The sequence below is a fragment of the Enterococcus phoeniculicola ATCC BAA-412 genome, assembly GCF_000407505.1.
Lineage (GTDB): Bacteria > Bacillota > Bacilli > Lactobacillales > Enterococcaceae > Enterococcus_K > Enterococcus_K phoeniculicola.
In genome coordinates this window covers 1,167,065-1,192,477 of record NZ_ASWE01000001.1, presented here as the reverse complement: position 1 = coordinate 1,192,477, position 25,413 = coordinate 1,167,065, and the positions used below count along the sequence as shown (strand labels likewise).

18 protein-coding genes and 1 pseudogene are annotated in these 25,413 nt (G+C 37.5%); 5 read left to right on the top strand and 14 right to left on the bottom strand.

Annotated elements, in window-relative coordinates; genetic code table 11:
- Positions 1 to 13: 13 nt before the first annotated feature.
- Positions 14 to 1,393, top strand: coding sequence for an MATE family efflux transporter (locus I589_RS05460; RefSeq protein ID WP_010769118.1), 1,380 nt, complete (start codon positions 14 to 16; stop codon positions 1,391 to 1,393).
- A 94-nt stretch (positions 1,394 to 1,487) separates the two neighbouring features.
- Here I589_RS05460 and I589_RS05455 read toward each other — a convergent pair whose 3' ends face one another.
- On the bottom strand, positions 1,488 to 2,954 hold the full coding sequence (locus I589_RS05455; RefSeq protein WP_010769119.1) for a glycoside hydrolase family 1 protein: 1,467 nt from the start codon (positions 2,952 to 2,954) through the stop codon (positions 1,488 to 1,490).
- Positions 2,955 to 3,047: 93 nt separating this feature from the next.
- Positions 3,048 to 4,481, bottom strand: coding sequence for a 6-phospho-beta-glucosidase (locus tag I589_RS05450; RefSeq protein ID WP_010769120.1), 1,434 nt, complete (start codon positions 4,479 to 4,481; stop codon positions 3,048 to 3,050).
- A 241-nt stretch (positions 4,482 to 4,722) separates the two neighbouring features.
- Here I589_RS05450 and I589_RS05445 point away from each other — a divergent pair, with 241 nt between their 5' ends.
- On the top strand, positions 4,723 to 5,643 hold the full coding sequence (locus tag I589_RS05445) for a MurR/RpiR family transcriptional regulator (protein WP_010769121.1): 921 nt from the start codon (positions 4,723 to 4,725) through the stop codon (positions 5,641 to 5,643).
- 94 nt (positions 5,644 to 5,737) lie between these two features.
- Here I589_RS05445 and I589_RS05440 read toward each other — a convergent pair whose 3' ends face one another.
- The 7 genes from I589_RS05440 to I589_RS05410 form a co-directional block, all read right to left on the bottom strand.
- The gene (locus I589_RS05440) at positions 5,738 to 7,639 is read right to left on the bottom strand and encodes a beta-glucoside-specific PTS transporter subunit IIABC (protein ID WP_010769122.1); all 1,902 of its coding nucleotides are present in this window, start codon (positions 7,637 to 7,639) and stop codon (positions 5,738 to 5,740) included.
- A gap of 138 nt (positions 7,640 to 7,777) precedes the next feature.
- Entirely contained in the window at positions 7,778 to 8,620 is an 843-nt protein-coding gene (licT, locus tag I589_RS05435; protein ID WP_010769123.1) for a BglG family transcription antiterminator LicT, read from the bottom strand.
- 268 nt (positions 8,621 to 8,888) lie between these two features.
- Entirely contained in the window at positions 8,889 to 10,670 is a 1,782-nt protein-coding gene (locus I589_RS05430) for an ABC transporter ATP-binding protein (RefSeq protein WP_010769124.1), read from the bottom strand.
- Positions 10,670 to 12,421 carry an ABC transporter ATP-binding protein gene (locus I589_RS05425; RefSeq protein ID WP_010769125.1) on the bottom strand — a complete coding sequence of 584 codons (1,752 nt, stop codon included), beginning with the start codon at positions 12,419 to 12,421 and terminating at the stop codon, positions 10,670 to 10,672. The genes I589_RS05430 and I589_RS05425 overlap by 1 nt, the downstream gene beginning before the upstream one ends.
- Positions 12,422 to 12,577: 156 nt before the next feature.
- Positions 12,578 to 12,799: a YneF family protein gene (locus I589_RS05420; protein ID WP_010769126.1), complete on the bottom strand. Its 222-nt coding sequence runs from the start codon at positions 12,797 to 12,799 to the stop codon at positions 12,578 to 12,580.
- Between the two features lie 115 nt (positions 12,800 to 12,914).
- Positions 12,915 to 13,805: a deoxyribonuclease IV gene (locus tag I589_RS05415; protein ID WP_010769127.1), complete on the bottom strand. Its 891-nt coding sequence runs from the start codon at positions 13,803 to 13,805 to the stop codon at positions 12,915 to 12,917.
- A 77-nt stretch (positions 13,806 to 13,882) separates the two neighbouring features.
- Complete coding sequence (locus tag I589_RS05410; RefSeq protein WP_034684414.1) at positions 13,883 to 14,791, bottom strand: AEC family transporter; 909 nt, start codon at positions 14,789 to 14,791, stop codon at positions 13,883 to 13,885.
- A 283-nt stretch (positions 14,792 to 15,074) separates the two neighbouring features.
- On the opposite strand from I589_RS05410, the gene I589_RS05405 reads away from it, so the two are divergent.
- A complete protein-coding gene (locus tag I589_RS05405) occupies positions 15,075 to 17,555 on the top strand; it encodes a transglycosylase domain-containing protein (protein ID WP_425387024.1) in 2,481 nt (826 codons plus the stop codon).
- Between the two features lie 144 nt (positions 17,556 to 17,699).
- Here I589_RS05405 and ccpA read toward each other — a convergent pair whose 3' ends face one another.
- Positions 17,700 to 18,701 (bottom strand): catabolite control protein A, encoded by a 1,002-nt coding sequence (gene ccpA, locus I589_RS05400; protein ID WP_010769130.1) that lies wholly within the window; start codon positions 18,699 to 18,701, stop codon positions 17,700 to 17,702.
- A 201-nt stretch (positions 18,702 to 18,902) separates the two neighbouring features.
- Here ccpA and I589_RS05395 point away from each other — a divergent pair, with 201 nt between their 5' ends.
- Positions 18,903 to 20,006 (top strand): aminopeptidase P family protein, encoded by a 1,104-nt coding sequence (locus tag I589_RS05395; RefSeq protein WP_010769131.1) that lies wholly within the window; start codon positions 18,903 to 18,905, stop codon positions 20,004 to 20,006.
- Between the two features lie 169 nt (positions 20,007 to 20,175).
- Positions 20,176 to 21,717 (top strand): annotated as a pseudogene (locus I589_RS05390) (IS1182 family transposase); the annotation flags it as partial.
- Positions 21,718 to 21,911: 194 nt separating this feature from the next.
- Here I589_RS05390 and I589_RS05385 read toward each other — a convergent pair.
- The 4 genes from I589_RS05385 to I589_RS05370 form a co-directional block, all read right to left on the bottom strand.
- Positions 21,912 to 22,511: a YtxH domain-containing protein gene (locus I589_RS05385; RefSeq protein ID WP_010769132.1), complete on the bottom strand. Its 600-nt coding sequence runs from the start codon at positions 22,509 to 22,511 to the stop codon at positions 21,912 to 21,914.
- Between the two features lie 19 nt (positions 22,512 to 22,530).
- Entirely contained in the window at positions 22,531 to 22,962 is a 432-nt protein-coding gene (locus I589_RS05380) for a DUF948 domain-containing protein (RefSeq protein WP_010769133.1), read from the bottom strand.
- A gap of 464 nt (positions 22,963 to 23,426) precedes the next feature.
- Positions 23,427 to 24,344 (bottom strand): UTP--glucose-1-phosphate uridylyltransferase GalU, encoded by a 918-nt coding sequence (gene galU / locus I589_RS05375; protein ID WP_010769134.1) that lies wholly within the window; start codon positions 24,342 to 24,344, stop codon positions 23,427 to 23,429.
- Positions 24,345 to 24,374: 30 nt separating this feature from the next.
- Entirely contained in the window at positions 24,375 to 25,394 is a 1,020-nt protein-coding gene (locus tag I589_RS05370; RefSeq protein ID WP_010769135.1) for an NAD(P)H-dependent glycerol-3-phosphate dehydrogenase, read from the bottom strand.
- Positions 25,395 to 25,413: the final 19 nt, after the last annotated feature.

Genomic DNA, 25,413 nt, shown 5'->3' with positions numbered 1-25,413 from the left:
GGAACACATACAATTGAATAAAAAGAATCTTTTCACGATTTCGGATCGGGAACTGTTTTTTCTAAGCTGGCCAATATTTATTGAAATGTTTTTACGTGTCGTGATTGGAAATGTCAATGTTTGGATGATTTCACATTATTCAGAGCCAGCCGTCGCAGCAGTTGGAGCGGCGAACCAGTTATTGAATTTGACCGTATTTATTTATGGATTTATAACCGTTGGTACACAAATTATCATTGCCCAATTAATTGGAGCAAATCAAAAGGAAAAAATTCCCACGGTCATCAACTCTGCACTTTTTGGCTCAGTGTTGATAGGTTTACTTATCAGCTTGATGTTTCTCTTTTTTGCAGGTCCATTACTGCAGTTTATGAATTTGGATCAAGAGTTAATTGCTATTGGCGAAGGGTATTTGCGAATTTATGGGGGTAGCTTATTTATTTCAGCTATTACAGCTACAATCATTGCTGTAATGAGGAGTCACGGATTTACACAGCCGGCTCTTTTGGTCCCTATGTGTGCAAGCATTTTAGCTGTTATCGGAAACTATTTTGCTTTATACAGCCCATTTGGTCTCCCCCATTTTGGAGTAAATGGGTTGGCAGTTTCTAGCGTATTTGGAAATGCCGTGGGACTTCTTATCGCCTGCGGATTATTGAAAAAACATATTCGCTTTTCTATCTTTTCTGTCCGCATGAAAAACATTTCTTTTGATTTTGTTAAAAAGATTTTGGCTTATGGCTTACCTTCATCAGGAGAATCGCTTTCCTATCAAGGTGCACAGGTGGTTGTCACCATGATTGTTGCTTCACTGGGATCGAGTGTATTAATTGCAAAATCTTACGTAACAGCGATCTCTCAGTTTGTCTATTTAATTGCGGCATCATTAAGTCAGGGAAATCAGATTATGATTGGACGAAATGTGGGGGCTGGTGAATTCACTCGTGCGTCAAATCGCGGAATGCGTACAATGAAGATTGGCGTCATCGCTTCATTAAGTATTTGTATCGTTACGTGGATTTTTATTGAGCCTCTAATGGGTATTTTTACAACGAATGCTGAAGTTATTGCGATTGCTAAAGGTGTATTCTTTGTGGAGATTTTCCTAGAGTGTGCGCGTGCCATCAACATGATTTTAGTTGGAGCATTAAATGCAAGTGGTGATGTGAAATTTCCTCTTATCTGTAGTCTAATTGTTTTGTGGGTCATTAGCTTGCCCTTCTCATATTCACTGGCAATTTTCTTTAAATTTGGCTTAGTAGGTGTGTGGATTGCCTATGCGATTGATGAAGGCCTTCGAAGTGTCTTTATGATTATTCGATGGCGATCAGGCGTTTGGAAAAACAAAGCAGTTGTCCACAAGGAAGAGCCTGAATCGGTAACGTCACTATAAAAAAAGCGTGTCGGATTTTTAAACGTGTATTGACCTCCAGAAAGTAGATTTTGTGGGTCAATACAGCTCCTAGAAGTCCGCACGCTTTTTTCATCTATTCATTTCCTAATTCTTCTCCATTTGAAGCAATCACTTTTTTATACCAGTCAAATGACTTCTTTTTCGTTCGTTTTAGTGTGCCATGTCCATTATCGTCCATGTCAACATGGATAAAGCCATAACGTTTTTTCATTTCTCCTGTGCCGGCAGAAACTAAATCAATACAGCCCCACGTGGTATAACCAATTAAATCAACCCCATCCAATGTAATCGCCTCTTTCATTGCTTGTATGTGTTTTTGAAAATAGGCAATTCGATAATCATCTTGAATGGTTCCATCCGCTTCTACAATATCTACTGCACCAAATCCATTTTCAACAATAAATAGTGGTACATGGTAGCGATCATATAAAGCACTTAGAGAAATTCTTAGCCCCACTGGATCAATTCCCCATCCCCATTCAGATTCTTCCAGATATGGATTTTTTACAGCAGGCATCTGATTTCCGCCTACATACGTAACATTTTCGGGAGTTGCAGTAGCTACGGTTGACATGTAATAGCTGAAGCCGATGTAATCAACGGTTCCTTCAGAAAGAAGTTCATCATCTCCTGCTTCTTTCTTTATAGTAATCCCTTCTCGTTCAAATTGTTTCAATTTATGAGCAGGATAATAACCTCGTACTTGTACATCAATATAAAATTCTTGTTCACGGTTAAACTGTAATGCAGCGAGGACGTCTTCTGGACGACAAGAAAGTGGATAGCTAGGAATGTAGGCAACCATCATACCAATTTGGAAATCGGGATTTATTTTTTTCCCAAGAAGTACTGCTTTTGCACTTGCTACAAACAAGTGATGGGCTGCCTGATATTTTGTTTGCGAGTCATTTTGGTGAATACCAATCTGTGTCCAGCTTCTTAAAAAGTTGATTTCATTAAAAGTCATCCAATAAGTGACTTTTTCTTTATAGCGTTTAAAAATCGTTTCACAAAAGAAAAGAAAATTATCAATGGTTTGACGATCTGACCAGCCATCTACTGTATCTGCAAGGTACATTGGAATATCAAAGTGATTAATGGTTACCACCGGTTCAATATTGTTAGCTAATAGTTCATCAAAGACACGATCGTAAAAAGCCAACCCTTCTTCATTTACTTCTTTTGTTCCTTTTGGGCAGATTCTCGCCCACGAAATAGAAAGGCGGAAACATTTAAAGCCCATTTCTGCAAAAAGAGCAATGTCTTCTTTGTAATGGTGATAAAAGTCTGTTGCTACGTGACTTGGATAGTAAGTTTCTTCATCAATGTACCCGATAGCCCCTTCTGGTAGGGCCTGATTTCTTGTGACACGCTCGATTGTTCCTTCTTTTGTTTGATACGTAATCATTCTTGGAGAATCATGGCTGCCGCCAGTGATGGCATCTAGCGTACTCGGTCCTTTTCCTCCTGATAAGTAACCGCCTTCATATTGATTCGCCGCAGTGGCACCGCCCCATAAAAAATTGCTTGGAAAGCTCATTTTTGTTCATCCTTTCTTGTGACTAAATGGTAAAAATGAAAAGCTGAGAGATAGTAGTACATACCAAATCTCAGCTTAAAGTAATTGTGTAAATTATTCGTTTGTTAAGTCTTCTCCGTTTGAAGCAATGACTTTTTTATACCAGTCAAACGATTTTTTCTTGCTGCGTTTTAATGTGCCGTTTCCATCATTGTCTCGATCCACATAAATGAAGCCGTAACGTTTTTTCATTTCACCAGTACCAGCGGAAACTAAGTCAATACAGCCCCACGTAGTGTAGCCTAATAAATCAACGCCATCCTCATCCACTGCATCTCTCATTGCTTGGATGTGCTCCGCTAAATAGCTGATTCTGTAATCATCAGCGACGTAACCATTCTCGTCAGGTGTATCCACTGCCCCTAAACCATTTTCAACAATAAACAATGGTTTTTGATAACGATCATACAAGTCGTTCATAGTGATGCGCAATCCTAATGGATCAATTTGCCAGCCCCATTCACTTGCATCCAAATAAGGATTTTTCACTGAGGCAAAGATGTTTCCAGCCGTTTGTTCTAATAATTTAGGATCTGTTGTCGCTACTCGAGAGGAGTAATAAGAAAATGAAATAAAATCAACCGTATGCTCTTTAAGGAAATCTAAGTCTCCTTCTTCCATGACAACATTGATACCGTTTCGTTCCATTTCTTTTAACGCGTATGCAGGATATTCTCCGCGAGATTGTACATCAATGAAGAAATAGTTTTCACGATCTGCTTTACGAGAAGCAAATACGTCTTCTGGTTTACATGTGTAAGCATAATTTGAACCAGCAGCAAGCATACAGCCTACTTGGTTTTCAGGATCTACTTCGTGAGCGATTTTTGTTGCTAATGCACTAGCCATTAATTCATGATGCGCTGCTTGATATTTTACCTGTTCTTTGTTTTCTCCTTCTTCAAAGTACAGACCAGCACCCATGAATGGTGCATGTAAAATCATATTAATCTCATTGAAGGTTAACCAATATTTTACTAGTCCTTTGTAGCGAGTGAAAATAGCACGACAAAGGTTTTCATAAAATCCAACCATTTCACGACTACGCCATGCGCCATATTTTTCAACTAAGTGCATTGGACAATCAAAATGAGTAATGGTCACTAAAGGTTCAATTCCGTATTTGTGACACTCTTTAAACAAGTCTTCATAGAATTTTAGTCCTTCTTCATTTGGCTCAGTTTCGTCTCCTAATGGGAAGATTCGACTCCATGCAATTGATAAGCGATACGTTTTAAAGCCCATTTCGCCAAACAACGCGATGTCTTCTTTATAGTGGTGATACATATCAATGGCTTCTTTTGCTGGGTAGAAGTGCTCATCGTCAAATTGGAACATTTTCTTTTCACCAGCAATTACTGCAAAACGGTCAGGACCTACTGGCGCTAAATCAACATTAGCTAACCCTCGGCCACCTTCTTTATAGCCACCTTCACATTGGTTTGCTGCTGTTGCGCCGCCCCATAAAAAGTCTTTTCTAAATCCCATCTATTTTCACTCCATCTCTCATTTTTATTTACATCTTTATTTTCCATCTTGTAAACAGTTATTACAAGGTGAATCCCGAAAGTTACACGTGAATTCACAAAAATTACTTTAATTTCTTTCTTTTTTGTAAAATCGATTTACAAAAAAAGTTTATTTTTCTAAAAAATCCTTCTCCAGCTTCTCCTATCCTATCTTTTTATTTACAAAAATATTATAATTTGTGTAAATAAGGAGGGGTTTTATGCTTATTCAAGAAAAAATGCAACAGACACACTTTTCCAGCTCAGAACAACAGGTGATTGATTATCTATTGTCGCATACTGAGGGGTGGCAAGATCAAACGATTAAAGAAATCGCCAATCAAGTCTACACACATCCTTCGACTCTTATCAGAATTGCAAAAAAATTAGGCTACTCTGGTTGGAAAGAATTGAAAGAAGCGTATATAGAAGAGATTACTTATTTAACAAGCCACTTTGCTACAGTTGATGCTAACTTTCCCTTTGATCAAAGCGACGGCGTCATGTCCATTGCTTCAAAAATTGGTACACTTCAAAAAATGACAATCGATGATACCTTATCTTTGCTGCATCATGATGAGCTTCAAAAAGCTAAACAATATTTACTACGTGCAGATACGGTAAAGCTGTTTGGCGGGAATGCCAACACCTTAATTTCACAGGAATTTGCTTTAAAGATGAGTCGTTTAGGAAAACCAACCTCTGTGAGCACGACCTTTGGAGAAGGCATGTACGAAGCCTACAATCTACCAGAATCTAGCTGTGCAATTTTGATTAGCTATACAGGTGAAAACAGCTATTTATTGGAATTGCTGACAGTCCTTCAAGAACGAAAAATCCCGGTGATTGCCCTTACAAGTATCGGAACCAATCAATTAGCTGAAAAAAGTAACTGTACCTTGCGTATGACAACAAGAGAGCGGCTTTATTCAAAAATTGGCAGTTTTACAATCAACACGTCCATTTGTTATCTATTAGATGTCTTATACAGCTGCGTTTTTGGCGAACATTACAGGAAAAACTTTAATCACATCTTAAATGTTTCTCAAAGAGTAGATAACCGAAGATCTACATCAGAAATTATTCGAGAGAAAAATCCTCAAGATGTGTTGAATGCGTTAGATTCATGGATTCCAAACTAGGTGTTCAGTTTATTTTAAAAAAGGAGCGTGAAGATAATTTTTCACTTCGCGCTCCTAAAAAAGAGTCTCCATTAAGTATTTTTATACTCGCTGTTTACACCAGTGCGGTGATAAGCTCTTCTCCGTTAGCGATGGTTTTCTTTTGTGTTTCTAGAATGTCTAAGTAGTCTGAAGCATTTGTGACAATGATTGGTGTTTCTACATTGAAACCAGCTTTTTGAATCGCCTCAATATCAAATCGCACAAGCAGCTGTCCTTTCTTTACTCGTTCATTTTGTTGAACAAATGCTTCAAAATGCGAACCATCTAATTGGACGGTATCTAAACCAATATGGATTAATAGTTCAAGTCCATTATCTGAAACTAAACCAATTGCATGTTTTGTGGGAAAAAGGGTCATCACAGTACCGTCAAAAGGAGCTACGACCTCTCCTTTTGTTGGATGAATCAAAATTCCTTTGCCTAATGCCCCTTGTGCAAACGCTGCATCTTTTGAGGTAGATAATGGAGCCAATGTTCCTTGAATCGGCGTAGCAACCACTTCTTTGTTTACACTAATCTTTGAATCAGAAAGAGCATCTATTTCTTCAACAGTATCATCTTTCCAGAAGAAGAAGGTCAAAACAAATCCAATGACAACTGCAATGCCAATCGCAATAAATGACTGAATCATTCCACTTGCATCTCCGTCACCAATAAAGTTTACAACGCCAAAGATACCCAAACCGCCCATCGTATATGTGGTTACTCCGTTTATCATTAGATAAAGTCCTGCAGCTGCCCCGCCAATCATTGAGAAGATAAATGGTTTCTTTTTCGGTAAAGTAATCCCATAGATAGCTGGTTCTGTTACTCCGAAAATACCCGAGATAATTGCTGGTGGACAAAGGGCTTTTAATTTTTTGTCTTTTAATTTGAAATACATTGCTAACACAACAGCAGTTTGTGCAAAGCTTGCACCAAATGAACCGACCAACACTTGGCTAGCCCCTTCTTGTGTCACTTGCATAATCGCTAAAGGAACGACACTCCAGTGAAGACCGAAAATAACGAGCACTTGCCAGAAGAATCCTAGAATTACACCGTATAATGCAGGTGAGAAACTCATCAGTGATTGGAATCCTGAGCTGAGTAAGTCAGTTAAAATACTGATGATTGGACCAATGATTAAAAACCCGATTGGTAAAGCAATCAGTAAGACAAAGAACGGAACTAGGAAGGTTTGAACAACAGCAGGTATAATCTTTTTCGCTAATTTTTGAATTTGAGCGGCAAATGCAATGATAAAAATAATCGGAACAACACTACTTGTATAGCTTGCTCCAACCCAAGGAATGCCCAAGAAGGTATCATAAGCAGGCAAGCCTAGTAAACTATGTGGAGCGGCCGCCCCTGCTCCCGCAACCGCTTCATAGGCTCCTTGCAAAGCTGGGCCTTGTACAGAGGGATAGCAAAGAGCTGCCCCTATCACAATTCCAACCATCGGATTCAATCGGAATTTTTTTGCTGCAGTATAGCCTAAAATAACGGGCATGAAATAAAAAATTGCATCTCCTATACCATTTAACATCGTGTACGTGCCAGAAGTATTTTCATAAAGCTTTAAAAAGACAAAGAGTGCATTCACTCCTTTGACCATACCAGCTGCTGCCAAGGCACCTAAGAATGGCTGAAAACACCCACTAAGAATATCAATTAATCGGTTAAATAAATTTCCTCCAGAGGCTGTTTCTTCCGCATCACCGCTAAGGTGTGCCACCTCTAAAACATCAGCATAGACATCAGGAACATGGTTACCAATAACCACTTGATACTGTCCTCCACTCTTCATGACAGTAACTACGCCATCCATATTTTTTAAGATGTCATCTTTTGCATTTGCTTCGTCCTTCAATTTAAACCGTAATCTTGTAATACAGTGTGTTAAGCTATTGATATTCTCTCTTCCACCAACATTTTCAACAATTTTTTCTGCTAAATCATGATATTTTCCCATTTTTGTTTCCTCCAATTTTGTTTGATTGAAGGTTTAGCCAACTGAATGTCACTATCCAAAAGCCACATCATTACTGATATCGCAAACTATAGGGTTAAGTAAAACTTTCCGGCCCTCCTTTTTTTATTAGTTATTATTTTATCGATTCTTTTCTGCTAAACGAGCAATGTGAATCGCTAAATACATTTTTTCATCACTGGACATAGTATAATCGAATAATTCCGTTAAATATGTTTGAATTTTTTCTACACAGGTCATCGCAGTTCCATATTTTTTTTGAACAATAGAAAGTAGCTCTTCTTCAACGTCTCCTTCGTGCTGTGTTTGATTCACTACTCTGGACAAAAAGAACCGTAGATGTGTAGTGAAGCGATAGAAATAGACGGATTCTTCATTGAAATCAGTTTTATAATAATAGCGAACAATATTTAAAATATCCTGCATCGTTTTTGTATATGCATACATGTCATCCATTTCTGGATTTTCTGTCTGAGCATTTACAATGTGCAATGCAATAAATCCAGCTTCATCTTCGGAGAGCTGAACATTGTACTCTATAGCTATCTTTTCAACCGTTCTTTTTCCAATAGAAAATTCTTCTGGAAACAATCGTTTGATATCCCACAACAGAACGTTTGGCATTTGAATATTTTTCTTTGTGCGCTCAATTGCCGTATACAAGTGGTCAGTGAGTGATAAGTAGATGGATTCATTCAATGTTTTATTGAGTTTTTGCTTAGCGTATTCAATAATTTGAACAGCAATAGTCAGATATTCAAGTGGAATATCATGAACCAGCTCTTGAAACTTTTGTGAAATCCCTCGATCTGATAACAAAAAAACTTTATCAACTTTATCTTTTGAAATAAAATCTCCAGGTTTTTTATTGAAGGCAAGCCCCTTTCCCATAACAACAACTTCTAATTGATTTTCATCTTTTGTGACAACGACATTGTTGTTTAATATTTTTTCAATTACCATCTTTTTCCCTCCCAAAGTGTGTGTAACATCTGAAAAAAAAGAAAAACCTAATCACTTCATCAAAGGCAGAAAGCTACCTGTAATGAACTAATTAGGTTTGGCTTGCTCGGGGCAATCACCATCCGTTAAATTGCTTACAAGACCATAATAAACAAAACCTCCTTGTATGTCAACGCTTTCTTTTTTATTACTAAACAAAAGAGTGAGCTCTTAGATAAGAAAAAAGGAGAAAAATCAAGTTCGATTTTTCTCCTTTTCCTGAGAGTCTCTATACGTCACTATTTTGTAATCTGTACATATCTGCATAAAGCCCGTCGTGACTAAGTAATACTTCATGCGTTCCTCTTTCAACGATATGTCCTTTATCCAAAACTAAGATGAGATTCGCATCTCGAATGGTCGATAGTCGATGGGCAATGGCGATGGTTGTTCGCCCTTGTCGCATATTCGCTAAACCTTCTTGAATCAGCCCTTCTGTTTCTGTATCGATGTTTGCTGTTGCTTCATCCAACACTAAAATTTTTGGATTGGTTACAATGGTTCGAGCAAATGAGATTAATTGCCGTTGACCACTGGAATAGCTTGCCCCTCGTTCGATTACTTTTGCATGATAATCATTTGGTAGGGTTTGTATAAAGGTATCTGCCTGGACAAATTTTGCAGCCTCTTTAATTTGCTGATCGGTTATCTCGGTGTTTAACATACGAATATTTCCAGCAATATCCCCATAGAACATAAAAGCATCTTGTAAAACTAAGCCCATTTTTCGTCGAAGCTCTTCAATCGGAAATTCGCGAATATCTGTGTCGTCAATCAATATCTGCCCTTCATAAAATTCATAAAAGCGCATGAGGACATTGATGATGGAGCTTTTCCCACTTCCAGTGTGACCAACAAGTGCCACGGTCTCTCCAGGTTGTGCAATAAATGAAATATTATTTAATACATTATTTTTCCCGTCATAAGAGAAACTGACATTTCGGAACTCAATTTTTCCTTCTATTATTTCTGCATCCGCATCAGGATTTTGTTGAGGAGTATATTCTTCATTGTCCATAATTTTCAAAATACGACTTCCCGCAACCATACCATCTGTGAAGACACTTAAGAAATCCATCATCTGAGACATTGGGTTGAAAAATCCCTGTACATATGTTGTGAATGCGTAGATTAGCCCCACTTCAATGGGTGAATGTAGTGCATCAAAGCCAAATAAGCTTAAAGACATGGCTACGGCAATTGCGTATAAGAAGCTAATAATCGGACTTAATAAAATCGAATTTGTTTTAATCATGGAATAACGAGTTTCTAAATAGTCGTCGTTAATTGTTTCAAATTCACTTTCTAAACGTTTTTCCTGACGAAACTGCTGAATAATCTGCATACCAGAAATTGACTCATTTAGTTTTGTATTTAGCTGGCTTAATTTTTCACGCATACTTCGGTAAATTCGAGAACTGAATTTCTGATAGTACCATATGACCACACCTAAAACTGGTAAAAAGATTAAGTTCCACAAAGCGATTTTTGTATTGATTTGAAACATTGCAATAAAAGATGAAACAACCGCAAAAATCCCTGTTAAGACCATCAAAAATACGTACCAGAATTCAAAGAGTGTCTCAGTATCGTTGGTCACACGAGAGACGATTGAACCTGCAGGTGTCTGATCGAAATAGCGCATCCCTAATGTGTGCAGCTTCTCAAATAGCTTCACGCGAATATGTTGATATGTTTTTAGCGAAGCCATAGAGTATAAAAACCATTGAAAGAACCAAATGATACTTTTTAAAATGACACCAAACAGGTAAAGTCCCGCAAAATACAAAATAATTTGTGTGGTAGCTGCCTGTTTTGCTAAATAATTATCCATGAAGGTTTGAATAATCCTAGGCAATAGAACATTAATTACCGATAGGACCAGCGCAAATAAAATAGCCACGATAAATGTTGTTTGAAATGGCTTGGCAAATTTTAATAGCCGCTGAATAATGGTTTTTTGCTCTTTGAGAGGGATGGATTTTGTCCATTCAGATTTATATTCTTCCATTATGCCTCACTCCCTTCAATTTTTGCTTCTAATTGCTGTTTATCCCACATTCGTTTATACCAGCCACCTTGGCTAAGTAACGAACTGTGTGTGCCCCGCTCTACGATTCTACCATCGTCAATTACGATGATTTCTTTTGCATGCATGACACTGCTTAATCGATGCGCTGAAATGATGGTTGTCTTTTGACTTCTGGCTGCTTTCAAATTTTGAAGAATAGCCTCTTCTGTTTTTGCATCAACCGCAGATAAGGCATCGTCTAAAATCAACAGCTCAGGATTCACAATCAAGGCACGTGCAATCGATAAACGCTGTTTTTGTCCGCCGGATAAAGAGACCCCGCGCTCGCCAACCATGGTATCGTATCCTTCTGGAAAACCGGCAATATCCTCTCCAATGTATGCCATATCTGCTGCTTTTTTGACTTCTTCTTCTGTAAAGTCTGGATTAGCAAAACGAATATTGTCTCTTATGGTCATTGAAAAGAGAAAATGATCTTGCGGAACATAGCCTATTGACTTCATCAATGCGTCCAAAGAGTAGTCTTTAATGTCGTGTCCGCCAAAAGTAAGTACCCCTGTATACTGATCGTACTCTCGCATAAGCAGTTTTAAGATGGTTGTTTTTCCAGCACCAGTTTTTCCAACAATTCCTAACGTATCGCCTTCATTAATAGAAAACTGAATCCCTTGTAGCGCGGGTGATTCATCTTTTGGATAAGTGAACTCTTCAAGATTCATTTCCAGCGTTCCTTTAGCTGGCTTTTGAATTGCATCAAAGTGCTCAACGATATGTGTTTTTTCATGAAGTAGCTCATTTACACGGTCATAACTTGCATTCCCACGTTCTAATACGTTAAATAATCGACCGATGGCAAACATTGGCCAAACAAGCATTCCTATATAGCTGATGAATGAAACCAGCTGACCAATTGTAATTTTTCCACTCATAATAAAATTTCCGCCGACAATAATCGTCAGTACATAAGAAATCCCAATAATCAGTGTGATAAATGGATCAAAAAGTGCATCTAAATAATTGACCCGACGGTTTTTTACAATCGCATTGTCCGTCTTCTGTGCAAAGTCAGCTAAATCTTCTTTTTCTTGTCCAAAGGTTTTGATGACTTTCATTCCTGTGATGCTTTCTTGCGCTTTATCATTGATAGATGAAAAAGCTTCTTGTGCTTCTCGAAATGCATCGTGGAGTTTAGAACCTAAGATGCGTGAGGTCACAGCTAATAGCGGTAGTGGAATGAGCGCAATCAAAGTCAGACGCCAATCTACAAACAAAATCATTGCAATAATTGTCGCTCCCCCTGTAATCAAGGAATCTGCAAAGGTTAAAATCCCTGCTCCTGCAACATTTTGAATGGCATTTAAATCATTCGTTGCATGAGCCATTAAATCCCCCGTTCTATATTTTTGATAGAACACATGATCCATACGAGTAAAGTGCTCAAATAATTGGCGACGTAAATCTTTCTCCAATCGTGCAGCACTTCCCCAGATATGCATGCGCCAAATATAACGAAAGACATATTGACCTATTGCAGCTAGTATGAGAATCACAATCCAAAAGCTAATGGTTTGCAGTGAAATTTGCTTGTCTGCAATCTCATCAATAATAATACCGATGACTTTTGGTGGAACTAACTGAACGAAAGCAACTAAAATAAGTGCGGTGACTCCATAAAAATAATGCTTCTTTTCTTGTTTAAAGAACCAGCCTAATTTTCTAAAAATTGACATACTTCTCCTCCTTCATTTTTAAGCAGCTTTGAGAGGAAGCTACCCCTTCTTACCCTTCAATTATCCCTAAAATAAGACACAAAAAAACAGGCCGAAAGAAATTTCAGCCCGTAATTTTTTTCAATAATATGATGTACCTGCAAAAAAATGAATGTCCTATTTACTACTTTGGTTTTTCATTTGCTGCATCATCTGACGTACTTTCTTTTCAGAGGGTTTTTGCCCCATAGACGCCATCATTGATCGTAACATTTCCTCATTAACGGGAGGATTTTTCTTAAGATAGTCTTGCATATATTTTCGCGCGATGAAAAATCCACCGACTGCGCCTAGTAACAAAGCGATAACTGCGATAAGTACAACTATTCCTACTGACATGTAAATCTCTCCTTTCGTCTCAAATTGCTCTCAAGAAATTATTTTACTAGATAAACAAGGAAAAGAAAAGCCGTATTTCCAAAATAGTCAAACTTTTTTGGAAATACGGCGTTTTTTATTGATTTTCAATCTTATTTAGCAATTCCGGATCAAATATTTTTGATTTTAGCATCGCAATTTCAAATCCATACGGAGCTTTTGCTGTTTTTTTATCAGCACCCACATACGGAGTTTCCAATATTTTTGGCAGAGTGGTTAATTGATCATGATGAACAATTTGACTCAGGGCATCAAAGCCGATTGTCCCAAAACCAATATTTGCATGTCGGTCTTTATGAGAGCCTTGCGGATTTTTTGAATCATTGATATGAAGCACTTTTAATCGATCTAATCCAATGATTTTATCAAACTCATTTAAAACACCGTCAAAGTCTTCTTTCACATTATAGCCAGCATCATTTGTATGACAAGTATCAAATGTGACCGAAAGTTTTTCGTTTAACGTCACTCCCTCAATAATTGTAGCCAATTCTTCAAAAGATCTTCCTAATTCTGTTCCTTTTCCAGCCATCGTTTCCAAGGCAATTTGAGCAGTTTGATCTTTTGTCAACACTTCATTTAGTCCTTTGATAATCTGCTTAAGCCCCGCATCAACACCTGCACCAACATGAGCGCCCGGATGCAAAGTGATCTGAGTTGCACCTAGTGCTTGCGCACGAATAATTTCTTCTCTTAAAAACTGTGTGGCAAAGCCAAAGTTTTCTGGTTTAATCGTATTTCCTAAATTGATAATATATGGAGCATGGACCACAATGTTTGATAGGTTGTGTTCCTTCATAAATTGTTGTCCTGATTCAATATTCATTTCTTCAATTGGTTTTCTACGTGTATTTTGAGGTGCTCCTGTATAAATCATAAACGTAGTTGCCTGATAGCTAGCTGCTTCTTCTGCTGAACCTAGCAGCATTTTTTTTCCGCTCATACTTACGTGAGATCCTAATAACATACTTTTTGCTCCTTTTCATTTACTCTCTTCTTTGTAACAGATATTCTTCATTTTTTAAAGAAATCTGTCTGAAATTTTTAAATCCCGATTAGTAATAAGGCTAAGGTCATGAAAAATAATCCGATAATAAAGCTGATGGAGGAAGTAAAGCCGACGATTTCTTCAGACATGCCTGCTTTTACACTATTTATTACTGAAAAAGTTGGAATCGGTGATACGCTTAACAGACATAAAACAATTTTCATCGTATGTGGGATGGGTAAAAAGTAAAAAAGCGCAAATAAAATCAAGCCACATCCGTAACGTACTCCTAGTGTTTTTGTCACAAGAGAGTAACTTTTTCTAGGTAAGTTTAACTCCAAATATAACCCCACCATAAACATAGATAAAAAGGTATTTGCCTCTGCCATTACTTTTAGGATATCAATCAGAGAAGTCGGCAAGACAACCTCTCCCGAACGAAGAATGAGCATCAGTAAATAAGCAGAAAAAGGAATGGATTTTAGTAGCTTTTTTACGATTCCTAAAATAGTGACTGGTGCTTTTTCTCCGACAATTTTGTCAATGGCTACGGTGCTTCCACCGGCAAGCATGATGCTATTTCCCATATCAAACATAGCCAGCAGTGGGACTGCTACAGGGAAAAAGCTTTGTAGAAATGGCAAAGTGAAGTTTCCTACGTTATATCCTGATACACTATACATGAAAAATTCTCGTTCGACAGTTTTTTTTCTTTTGGACGCTACAGCTCCGATGAGAATCATTAAGCAATTTAATAAAAATCCAGCAAGCAGCAAAATAAGCAGATTCGTCTGTATTTGTAAATCAGCAAGGTTCACAATAATTGCGGCCGGAAGCGTAACATTTAATATAATGGTGGATAATGTTCCACCATCTGCCTTGGAAAGCAAATTTATCCGCTTTAATCCGTAACCAATGAGGATGATAAGAAACAAACCCAGTGCATTTAAAAGAATTGTTTTGATAATTTTTTCCTTCTTTCTAAAAAAAAAGACAAAAACAGAACGTCTTTCTGTTTTGTCCTAAACGCTTATTTTTAACGCGGTGAACAAGAACTTAACGGACACCCCAATGCCCTTATGTATGTAGTCGTCGTATCAATTCTAACTGAAAATGACTATAAAGAAAAGAAGTTCGTGGGAAGTGGTTACCTATTTATAAAGTTTTTTTTGATAATCTGACTACTTTTTCCCACTAAGCTATTCATATCACTGTTTCTTTGCTATAATTATACGGTATAAATCAAAAATTGAGGTGAAATCATTGCCCCCATTAAATAATGGAAGACACAATTCAGAAACAGGTAAAAATAAGGTTTTATTTGGATTTAATATTTTTTTACGCGTCCTTCAATCTTTACTTATTGTAGGTGTTGTTTTACTGATATTAGGAGGGTCTCTTGCACTAGGGATTGGCACAGGCTATTTTGCATATCTGGTTGAGGATACACCAATACCTACCAAAGACGAACTAAAACGTGATTTGGGTGATATTACTCAGACATCCAAATTGGCTTACGCTGATAATAGTGAGATTGCAACCATTCGTTCAGACTTAATGAGGACGGCTGTTAGCTCTGAAAATATTTCTGATTTGATAAAAGAAGCAATTATCAATACAGAGGATGAATATTTTGAAGAGCATAAAGGCTTTGTTCCAAAAGCCGTCATTCGTGCACTCATCTCTGAAGCTACGGGAATGGGGTCTTCGGGTGGCTCTACATTGACTCAACAATTAGTTAAACAGCAAATTTTATCAGATGAAACAACATTTAAACGAAAAGCAAATGAAATCATTTTATCTATGCAAATTGAAAAATATTTTTCAAAAGATGAGATTGTAACAACTTATTTGAATGTCTCCCCTTTTGGTCGAAACAATAAAGGACAGAATATTGCTGGCGTACAAGAAGCGGCAAAAGGAATTTTTGGTGTCGATGCAAAAGATGTAAATTTAGCGCAGGCAGCATTTATTGCGGGGCTTCCTCAAAGTCCGATTACGTATAGTCCATATACCAATACAGGTGATCTAAAGGAAGATTATTCTTTGGGACTTGAAAGAAAAGATTTTGTCTTGTTTAGTATGTATCGTGAAAAAGCAATTACAAAAAAAGAATATGAAGAAGCAAAAGCCTATGATTTGTCAAAAGATTTTCTGAAAAAACAGGCGGTTGAAGCAGATGATCAAGGGTTTCTTTATTATTCAGTGCTAGATGAAGCTCAAAATGTTATTGCGGAAAAAAATGCAAAAGCAGATGGTCTTAGTGATGAAGAGTTTGCAGATGAGTCAACTTTTGTAGCTTATAAAAACCGCGCAAAAAAAGAGTTGGAGAATGGCGGATATACTGTTCAATCAACTATCGATAAAAATATTTACAACTCAATGCAGGATGCAGTTCGTGATTATGGCTACATGCTAGACGATGGTTCAGGTTCTCGAATCGAGACAGGAAGCGTCCTGATGGAAAATAAAACAGGAAAAATTTTAGGTTTTATTGGAAGTCGAGACTATAACACTGATCAAAATAATCATGCGTTTGATACGGTTCGACAAGCTGGTTCATCAATTAAACCGGTCTTAGTTTATGGACCAGCTATTGATCAAGGCTTGATGGGTTCTGAAACACGTGTAGCTGATTATCCGATGAAGTATCGTGATGGCGGTGCAACATTAGCTAATGCAACAAATACAGGATCTAGAACGTTCCAAACGGTTCGTGAGTCACTGGAATGGTCCAACAATATTCCTGCTTACCATATTTATCAGAATTTAATTGAAAAAACAGGCTCGGATCAATTTGCCTATGATAATTATTTAAAGAAAATGAATTACCCTGCCTCGCATGACTGGGGTGTTGAAGCAGCACCACTTGGAACAACCGATGTTACCACATTGAATCAAACAAATGGATACCAGGCATTAGCAAATGGTGGTGTGTATCAAGAAGGCTATCTGATCGAGTCAATTAAGGATAATGATGGCAATGTCGTTTATCAGCATGAAGCAAACCCTGTTGAGGTCTTCTCTCCTGCTACAGCATCTATTATGAATGATCTTATGAGAAGCGTAATTGATGCCCAAATTACTTCTCCGTTTAAATCTGTTATTAGTGGACTTGACTGGAATTTAGGAAACGCTGATTGGGTTGGAAAAACAGGTAGTACAGATAATTATGCTGATTCATGGTTAGTTGTTTCTACACCAAAAGTAACGATTAGCAACTGGTCTGGACACGGAGAAGCCAATATTCCGATGAATGATGGCAGTGGTGATCGTTCTGCAAATTATCTTGCATATGTGATTAATAAGGTCCATCAAACAAATGGAGATGTCTTTGGTACAAATGACCGATTCCAATTATCAAATGAAGTAAAACAAATAAAAGTTTCTGATTTCACAGGAGAGTTACCTGCCACGGTCGCTTATCAAAATTACAAGCTCCAGTCTCCAGGAAAAGAAGTCACCTCTCTTTGGGCAAAAAATGGTCCGGCAGATAGCACTTACCAATTTGGTATTGGCGGTACAGAAGAAAATTATTCTGATTACTGGAGAAACTATCTGAATAAAATTGCAGCAGAGCAGAAAAAATCAGAAGAAAAGGAAAAAGCTGATCGGGAGAAAAAAGAGAAAGAAAAATCAACTAGCTCAGATAAAGATAAAGACAAAGAGAAAACAAATGAGAAAGATTCAGAGGATAAAGAAGAGGGAAAAAAGTCGGAGAACAATTAGAGGATGTGTATTCGTATGATAATTTTGCCTATGAAGATGACGAATACTATTACTTCTATGTCGATTAAAAAAATCTTTGTTAATGGTGTTGTTTTTAAAAGTAAGACACAAAAAAATCAGCGGAAATCCGCTGATTTTTTTATTTTATTTTGTAGATCCTTTTTTATCAATGCCATAAGGTAGAATAATTGTTTTTTCTTCTACTTCTTCTTTGTTCATCATTTTTGTTAATAGACGCATTGCCACTGCACCAATATCATACAAAGGCTGTGTCACGCTTGATAGACGAGGACGAGAAACATCGGTTAACAATGAATTGTTACTTGTGATGATTTCAAATTCTTCAGGAACCTTAACTCCTGCATCTAACATACCGTCTAAAATACCAATAGCTAATTCATCGTCCGTAACGTAAGCAGCTGTTGCTCCACTGTTGCGAATACGATCTGTTAAAGCTAAACCATCTTTAAAGTTATAGGCTGATTCAAATACAAGACCTTCGTTATAAGATAAACCATTTTCAGAGAGTGCTTCTTTGTATCCTTTCATACGACTTTGACCGTTGATTGGATCAATTAACGCACCGCTGACAAAAGCAATTTTTTTGTTTCCATTTTTTGCTAACAAATCTGTTGCATCTTTTGTTGCACTTGCATAGTCAATGTTTACGCTGCCTACTTGTTCATCTGGATCAATTGAGCCAGCTAAAACAACGGGAGTTTTTGAACGTGAAAATTCTCCGCGGATTTCGTCAGTAATGTGATGGCCCATGAAGATGACTCCATCTACTTGTTTAGCTAACAAGTTGTTCAGTACATTGACTTCTTTTTGGTCGTTTCCATCAGAATTTGCTAAGATGATATTATATTTGTACATTGTTGCAACATCATCAATACCTCGAGCTAATGAAGCGAAGAACATATTGCTTACGTCAGGGATCAATACACCAACTGTTGTTGTTTTTTTACTTGCTAATCCTCGAGCAACTGCGTTTGGACGATAGTCTAAACGATCAATCACTTCTAATACTTTTTTACGAGTTGCAGGCTTTACATTTGGGTTGCCATTCACAACACGGGAAACAGTTGCCATAGAAACATTTGCTTCGCGAGCAACATCATAGATTGTAATTGTTTGTTTTTCCATGAAAATTCTCCTATTCATTTTTTATATTCCATTTTCTGAAAATGCTATTTACATTTCTAAACTAGAATAGCAGATTCCTAAATATATTGCAACCGTTTTACTTCCGTTTTCATGAAAATTTTGTATTCATTTCAAATAGTCTGATTATTCGAATAGTGGTACAATAGGAGGTGTGAAATCTATTAGAGAGAAGGACAAAGAATGAATACCACTAAATTGACAGAATTAAAGAATTGGATGAAAGAAAATCATACAGATTTAGCCTATATCAGTGACCCAGGTCATATTGCTTATTTTGCAGGGTATGAAAGTGAGCCTCATGAACGGGTGCTTGCTCTATTTGTTTCAGTTGATAAAGAGCCCTTTCTTTTTACACCTGCACTTGAAGTAGAAGATGCACAAAATAGTTCTTGGAGCTATGATGTAATCGGCTATCTAGATAGCCAAAATCCTTGGGGAATAATTGCTAATGAAATTACTAGCCGCTATGGTGTGCCCGCTTCCCTTAGCCTTGAAAAAGCAAATCTAACCATTGATCGGTTTGATGCGTTAGCAACAGCATTTCCAGGTACAGACTTTTCAACAGATTTAACGCCTATTATTCAACGTCTGCAATTAATCAAAACAGAAGCAGAAAAAAATAAGCTGATGGAAGCTGGTTCTTGGGCAGATGTTGCATTTGAAATTGGGTTTAAAACGATTAAAGAAGGCGTGACTGAGCAAGAACTTGTTGCTGAAATTGAGTATCAGCTGAAACGTCAAGGCGTGATGAATATGTCCTTTGACACATTAGTCTTAGCCGGGGAAAATGCCGCTAGCCCTCATGGGACTCCAGGAAAAACAGCCGTTTCTAAAAATGAACTTGTTTTGTTTGATTTAGGGGTTATTTGGAACGGTTATTGTAGTGATGCAACAAGGACAGTTTCCTTCAATGAGCCAACGGAATTTCAAGAAAAAATCTATGCTATCGTGCTTGAAGCACAACTAAAAGCGCAAGAAGCTGTTAAACCCGGTGTAAAAGCAAGTGAGCTAGATAAGATTGCTCGTGAGGTTATTGAGAGTTATGGATACGGCGAATACTTCAATCATCGTCTAGGTCATGGCATTGGTACAACTGTTCATGAATACCCTTCTCTTGTTGAAGGCAATGATTTAGTCATTGAAAAAGGTATGTGCTTCTCTTTAGAACCTGGAATCTATATTCCAGAAAAAGTAGGCGTTCGAATTGAAGACTGCGTCTATGTAACAGAAGACGGCTGCGTACCATTTACGAAAACACCAAAAGAATTACAGATAATTAACTAAAGAAACTGAATAACTGTAAGAAAAAAATGGGGCTGTGACATAAGTCCCTAACAGAAAAGTGCATGAAATGACGAAAAACCGTTCATTTCATGCGCTTTTTTAGTTAAAATAAAAGAAGCACAGGTGGCACCCTGTGCTTCAAACATTTAATCCTGAAAGGACTAAAAATATGCATACCTATTATAACATGAATCAACTCACTTTGGACTTATCAACTTCATTTTCTCCCAAAGAAAATCACGTCGCTGTTTTCATCAATGAATTAGTGGAATCTCTTCAAATCAATGAGCCGTATCTTTTTGGACGCCCTAGAGAGTATGATCTAGGTGCCATGATGAAGCTAGTTCTGTTTGCCTATACGAGAGAAACCTTCACCAGTCGCAAGATTGAGCGATTGGCTGAAGAAAATTTATATGCCCGTTGGTTGACTCAAGAACGTGTACCTTCTTATCGAACGATTGCCCGTTTCTGCGTGTCCAATGATGTGCAGGAATTGACGAATAAAGGATTAACACATCTGACCGAGTATCTTCGCGCGCGCAATCTGATTGATGATGCGTTGTTTATCGATGGCACGAAAATTCTAGCCGATGCGAATAAATACAGCTTTGTCTGGAAGAAAAACACGATCCGTTTTGATCAGATGAATCGTGAAAAACTCCTTTTATTGATGACGGAATTAAAAGAAGCTTATGCAGTAAAAGAGATTCCCGAAGGGACTTCCCTTACACTAGACATGGTAGATGAGCTGTTGACACGAATGGAACTGAGATTGGAAGAAATTGAAAAAAAAGTCCAGTCAACGAAACGAATTTCACCTAATCCCGCAAAAAAACAGCGCCGAACGCTAAAAAGTCAAGTACGCAAATTAACTGAAAAACGAGAGAAGCTGATTGAACACCAAGATCAGTTTTCTATTTATGGTGCCAGAAATAGTTACTCAAAGACCGATCATGACGCTACTTTCATGCGCGTGAAAGAAGATCATATGATGAATGGTCAATTAAAGCCAGCCTACAATTTACAAATCGCTACTTGTAATCAATTTGTTTTAGGATATGATGTTTTTCAAAACCCAACTGACACTAGAACCTTACAACCATTACTTGAAAAAATGAATGTGATTAACCAATCACATCGATATATTGTCGCAGACGCAGGGTATGGCTCTGAAAGTAATTATCGATATCTAGAAGATGAACTCCCTCAACATACCGCGCTTATTCCCTACGGGACCTTTTTAAAAGAGAAAAGTAAAAAGTGGAAAACCGATGAGCAAAAAATAATGAACTGGACTTACAATGAACAGGAAGATTACTATATCGATCCTAAAGGTGTGCGATTTAATTTTCATGCCTATCGCAAAAGAACCGATAAAGATGGATTTATTCGAGAGTTTAAAGAATATCAAGCAGAAAAAATCGATCTAAATCAAGAAGTGATTCCTGAAGCTCTAACACCGAAGGGGTATATTAGAAAAATTACAGTAAACCCTGCTTGGGAATATCATAAAGCCAAACAAAATGAGCTTCTTTCTACCCCTGAAACCGGAAAGGTTTATAGTCGCAGGAAGATTGATGTAGAAACAGTCTTCGGATTTATGAAGGCTTGTTTAGGCTTCACTCGATTCACAGTTCGAGGGTTAGATAATGTAAGAAAGCAATCAGGTTTACTGATTACGGCAATCAATATGATGAAGCTGGCAAAAATAAGTAATTAAACCAACCAATTATACTAAAAAAACAAAATGCACGCGAAAATATTTTTATTTTCGCGTGCATTTTGTTTTTATCGAGGACGTAACTAACTAACTTATGTCACGCCCCCTTAAACTCTTAATAGACGGCGGAGAAGCCACTCATCTGCGTGAAACGCGTTTGAGCTGAATACTTACCCTCTTTTTAATTATTCTTTTGAATCGCTTGTAATGTCTTTAACAGCTGCTTTTGCTTGTTCTTTTCCGTCTTCAATTGCTTCTTTAGCCGTTTCTTTACTTTCTTCTACTACAGGTTTTGCTTCTTCGACTGCTTCTTTTACAGTATCTTGGGCGTCACCTACAGTATCTTTTACATCAATAACGATATCCTCTGTTGTTTCTGTTGCCAAGTCAGATAGTTCTTCTGTATCCTCTTTTAAATCTGCTGCTGTTTTTTTAAATCGATCTGTTAAATCAGAAGATTGTTGTTTCAATTTTTGAATCATAGAATCAGAAATATCCTGTGCATCATCAAAAGAAGTCGTTGTTTTTTCTTTGATAGTTCCAGCTAAATCTCCTGCTTGTTGAGAAAGTGTTGCCGCTTTTTCTCGTGCGATAGAGCCAAGCTCAGATGACTTGTCTTTTGCATAATCTGTGTAATCAGATGCTTTATCTAAAAAGTCATCTGCCTGTGCTGACAATTCCCCACGTAATTCTTTTCCTGATTTTGGAGCTAACAATAAAGCTGCGACAGCTGCGGCTGTCCCACCAATGATTGCACCTAATAAAAATCCACCATTTTTTGCCATATTCTATTTCCTCCACTCTTTATTTTTTTTCTGAAGATTTGTTATGTCGGAAAAATTTAATTGCTGTTCCACCTACTTTGGTGGCAACACCCGCTTTAGCGGTTGTTTTTCCAACAGAGGTCACTTTTGATAATAGATTTTTGCTTGAACTGTTTAAATCAGAAACACTTTCGCTTAGATCTGCGACCGCAGTAAACAATGGGTCAATCGTCGCAACCTTCCCATTGACATCATTTAAGAGTTCGTTACTTTTTACAAGTAGTCCCTCTACTTGACGAGATAAGACATCTACGTCATTTGTTACCACATTAACGGTTGTTTTTACTTCTGAAACGACATTATCTACATTTTTCAATGTTTTTGATAATTGTAATAATACAGGGACTAAAAAGACTACCAGCACAATAAGTGCAAGTGCAGCTAATAAACCTGCGATTTCTCCACCTGACATTTCAACACTCCTTTCGCCATTTAAAACTTATATCTAGCATAGCATTTCCCCATTTTTTGCACAAATAAAAACGCATTTTTCTTGAAGAAATTTCTAGCTCCATTGTACAAGAAAACAAGTCTCTTGGAAATAGTAGAATCATTTGACTAAAAAAGGAAATCGGTACAGAAGAGTTCAGCATGGTACTGTGCATTATAGGAAGTAAAACTTCCGTGATTTATAGCAACACTAAGGAACTCACACAGACGATTGGTACCATCAAAGATTGTTTTTCGATGCAGAAATGCAATTTCGGCTTATTGGAATAGAATCGCTCGTATATCTCTGTTAGATTTCAAATTTATTCTGATAGGAAGCTTTTTTTGCTTATCAAAAAAACGGATGAAATCAGTGGGTTACCCAACTGATTTCATCCATTTTTCTATTTGAGCAAATAATCGCTTAGAAAGAGAGTACTCTACTGGCTATTCTTCTTCTTTTTTTGCGGTTTTTTCTACTTTTTTTTGTTCCCCTGCGAGCTCAGCGCCTAAGTCAATAATATATTGTTTTAGGTTTTCTTTCACTTCAGGATGAGTTAATCCATATTCGATGCTAGTCTTCATGAAGCCGAATTTATCACCCACATCGTAACGTTTTCCTGTAAATTCTTGGGCAAACACACGTTGGGTTTTATTTAATGTATCAATGGCATCTGTTAGTTGAATTTCATTTCCAGCACCAGGTTCTTGATTTTCAAGAACGTCAAAAATTTCCGGCGTAAGTAAATAACGACCGATAATCGCTAAATCACTTGGTGCTTCTTCTGGTTTTGGTTTCTCAACAAAGTTTTTCACATTAAATAATCCTTTTTCTACTTCTTCACCAGGGTTGATGATTCCATATTTTGAGGTATCTTCATGTGGGACGCGCATAACAGCAAGTGTAGAAGCATGTGTTCGTTCATAGTCATTGATAAGCTGTTTGGTTAATGGAATCGTATCTTCCATTAAATCATCCCCTAGCATTACGACAAAGGGCTCGTTGCCTACGAATGCACGCGCTTGTAAGACTGCATGTCCTAGCCCTTTTGGATGAGATTGACGGATAAAATGAAGATTCACGTCAGTTGTTTCTTCGACTAGTTTAAGTAGTTCTGTTTTTCCTTTTTCTCGTAGGTTTGTTTCTAATTCAACATTTGAATCAAAGTGGTCTTCAATTGGGCGTTTGGCTTTTCCAGTTACGATTAAAATATCTTCGATTCCTGATTTTAATGCTTCCTCTACGATAAATTGAATAGTTGGTTTATCAACAATAGGTAACATTTCTTTTGCCATTGCTTTAGTGGCGGGTAAGAAACGAGTTCCTAGTCCTGCTGCTGGAATGACGGCTTTTTTGACTTTCATGGTTGTTGCCTCCTAGTTTATTAAATTGTTCTAATTTGGTGAAAATTCGTTTTCCACTTTTCCATCTCGCAGCATAATCTCTTTAGCTGCGGTTTGGATATCTTTTCCTTCATAAAGAACACTATAAATAGTTTCAGTAATAGGCATTTCTACCTTTACTTGATGGGCAAGCTCAATCGCTGCTTTCGTCGTAGAGACGCCCTCAACAATCATACCCATGTTATCAAGCACTTCTTGTAAATTATGCCCTTTTCCTAACAGGTTTCCTGCACGCCAGTTTCGTGAATGAACACTTGTACATGTAACAATTAAATCACCTACTCCACTCAGCCCGATAAAGGTGAGTGGATCTGCACCCATAGCGACACCCAAACGACTGATTTCAGCAAGCCCACGAGTCATAATGGCTGCCTTAGCATCGTCACCAAAGCCTAATCCGTGGATAGCACCAGCACCAATGGCAATAATATTTTTTAGTGCAGCGCCCATTTCTACTCCAATGATATCTGTATTTGTGTAAATTCTAAAATACTCATTCATAAATAAGTTTTGAACATAGGTTGCTTCATTTATATCTTCACTTGCAGCAGTAATCGTCGTAATGTCATGAACGGCGACCTCTTCTGCATGACTAGGTCCTGAAAGGACAACCACACCTTGTCTTTTGTCGGAAGGAATCTCTTCACATAATACCTCGGAAATCCGCTTGTGTGTTCCTTGTTCAAGTCCTTTACTTGCATGAATAATTAATGGCTTATTTTTCACTTTTTCTACAAATTCCTGTGCAACTACACGGATTGCTTTTGTTGGAACGACAAAAAGTATGGCATCTGCCCCGTCGATAGCTGTAGCTAACTCATTTTCTCCGCGAATAGATGCATGAATTTTAATATCTGGCAAATAATGACGATTTGTATGGTACGTGTTAATTTCATTAATTTGAGCTTCATTATTCCCCCAAATGCGAACATCGTGACCATTCTCAGCAAGAACCTGCGCTAAAGCAGTTCCCCAAGAGCCTGGGCCTAATACAGCGATTGTTTGTTTCAATATTGCTCCCCCTTTTCGT

Excerpts from the sequence above, each read along its gene's own strand:
- I589_RS05380 (WP_010769133.1), bottom strand. The coding sequence starts at position 22,962 with ATGTCAGGTGGAGAAATCGCAGGTTTATTAGCTGCACTTGCACTTATT.
- I589_RS05450 (WP_010769120.1), bottom strand. The coding sequence starts at position 4,481 with ATGGGATTTAGAAAAGACTTTTTATGGGGCGGCGCAACAGCAGCAAAC.
- I589_RS05440 (WP_010769122.1), bottom strand. The coding sequence starts at position 7,639 with ATGGGAAAATATCATGATTTAGCAGAAAAAATTGTTGAAAATGTTGGT.
- I589_RS05395 (WP_010769131.1), top strand. The coding sequence starts at position 18,903 with ATGAATACCACTAAATTGACAGAATTAAAGAATTGGATGAAAGAAAAT.
- I589_RS05385 (WP_010769132.1), bottom strand. The coding sequence starts at position 22,511 with ATGGCAAAAAATGGTGGATTTTTATTAGGTGCAATCATTGGTGGGACA.
- licT (WP_010769123.1), bottom strand. The coding sequence starts at position 8,620 with ATGGTAATTGAAAAAATATTAAACAACAATGTCGTTGTCACAAAAGAT.
- I589_RS05415 (WP_010769127.1), bottom strand. The coding sequence starts at position 13,805 with ATGTTATTAGGATCTCACGTAAGTATGAGCGGAAAAAAAATGCTGCTA.
- ccpA (WP_010769130.1), bottom strand. The coding sequence starts at position 18,701 with ATGGAAAAACAAACAATTACAATCTATGATGTTGCTCGCGAAGCAAAT.
- I589_RS05430 (WP_010769124.1), bottom strand. The coding sequence starts at position 10,670 with ATGGAAGAATATAAATCTGAATGGACAAAATCCATCCCTCTCAAAGAG.
- I589_RS05420 (WP_010769126.1), bottom strand. The coding sequence starts at position 12,799 with ATGTCAGTAGGAATAGTTGTACTTATCGCAGTTATCGCTTTGTTACTA.
- galU (WP_010769134.1), bottom strand. The coding sequence starts at position 24,344 with ATGAAAGTCAAAAAAGCCGTCATTCCAGCAGCAGGACTAGGAACTCGT.
- I589_RS05455 (WP_010769119.1), bottom strand. The coding sequence starts at position 2,954 with ATGAGCTTTCCAAGCAATTTTTTATGGGGCGGTGCCACTGCGGCGAAT.
- I589_RS05425 (WP_010769125.1), bottom strand. The coding sequence starts at position 12,421 with ATGTCAATTTTTAGAAAATTAGGCTGGTTCTTTAAACAAGAAAAGAAG.
- I589_RS05445 (WP_010769121.1), top strand. The coding sequence starts at position 4,723 with ATGCTTATTCAAGAAAAAATGCAACAGACACACTTTTCCAGCTCAGAA.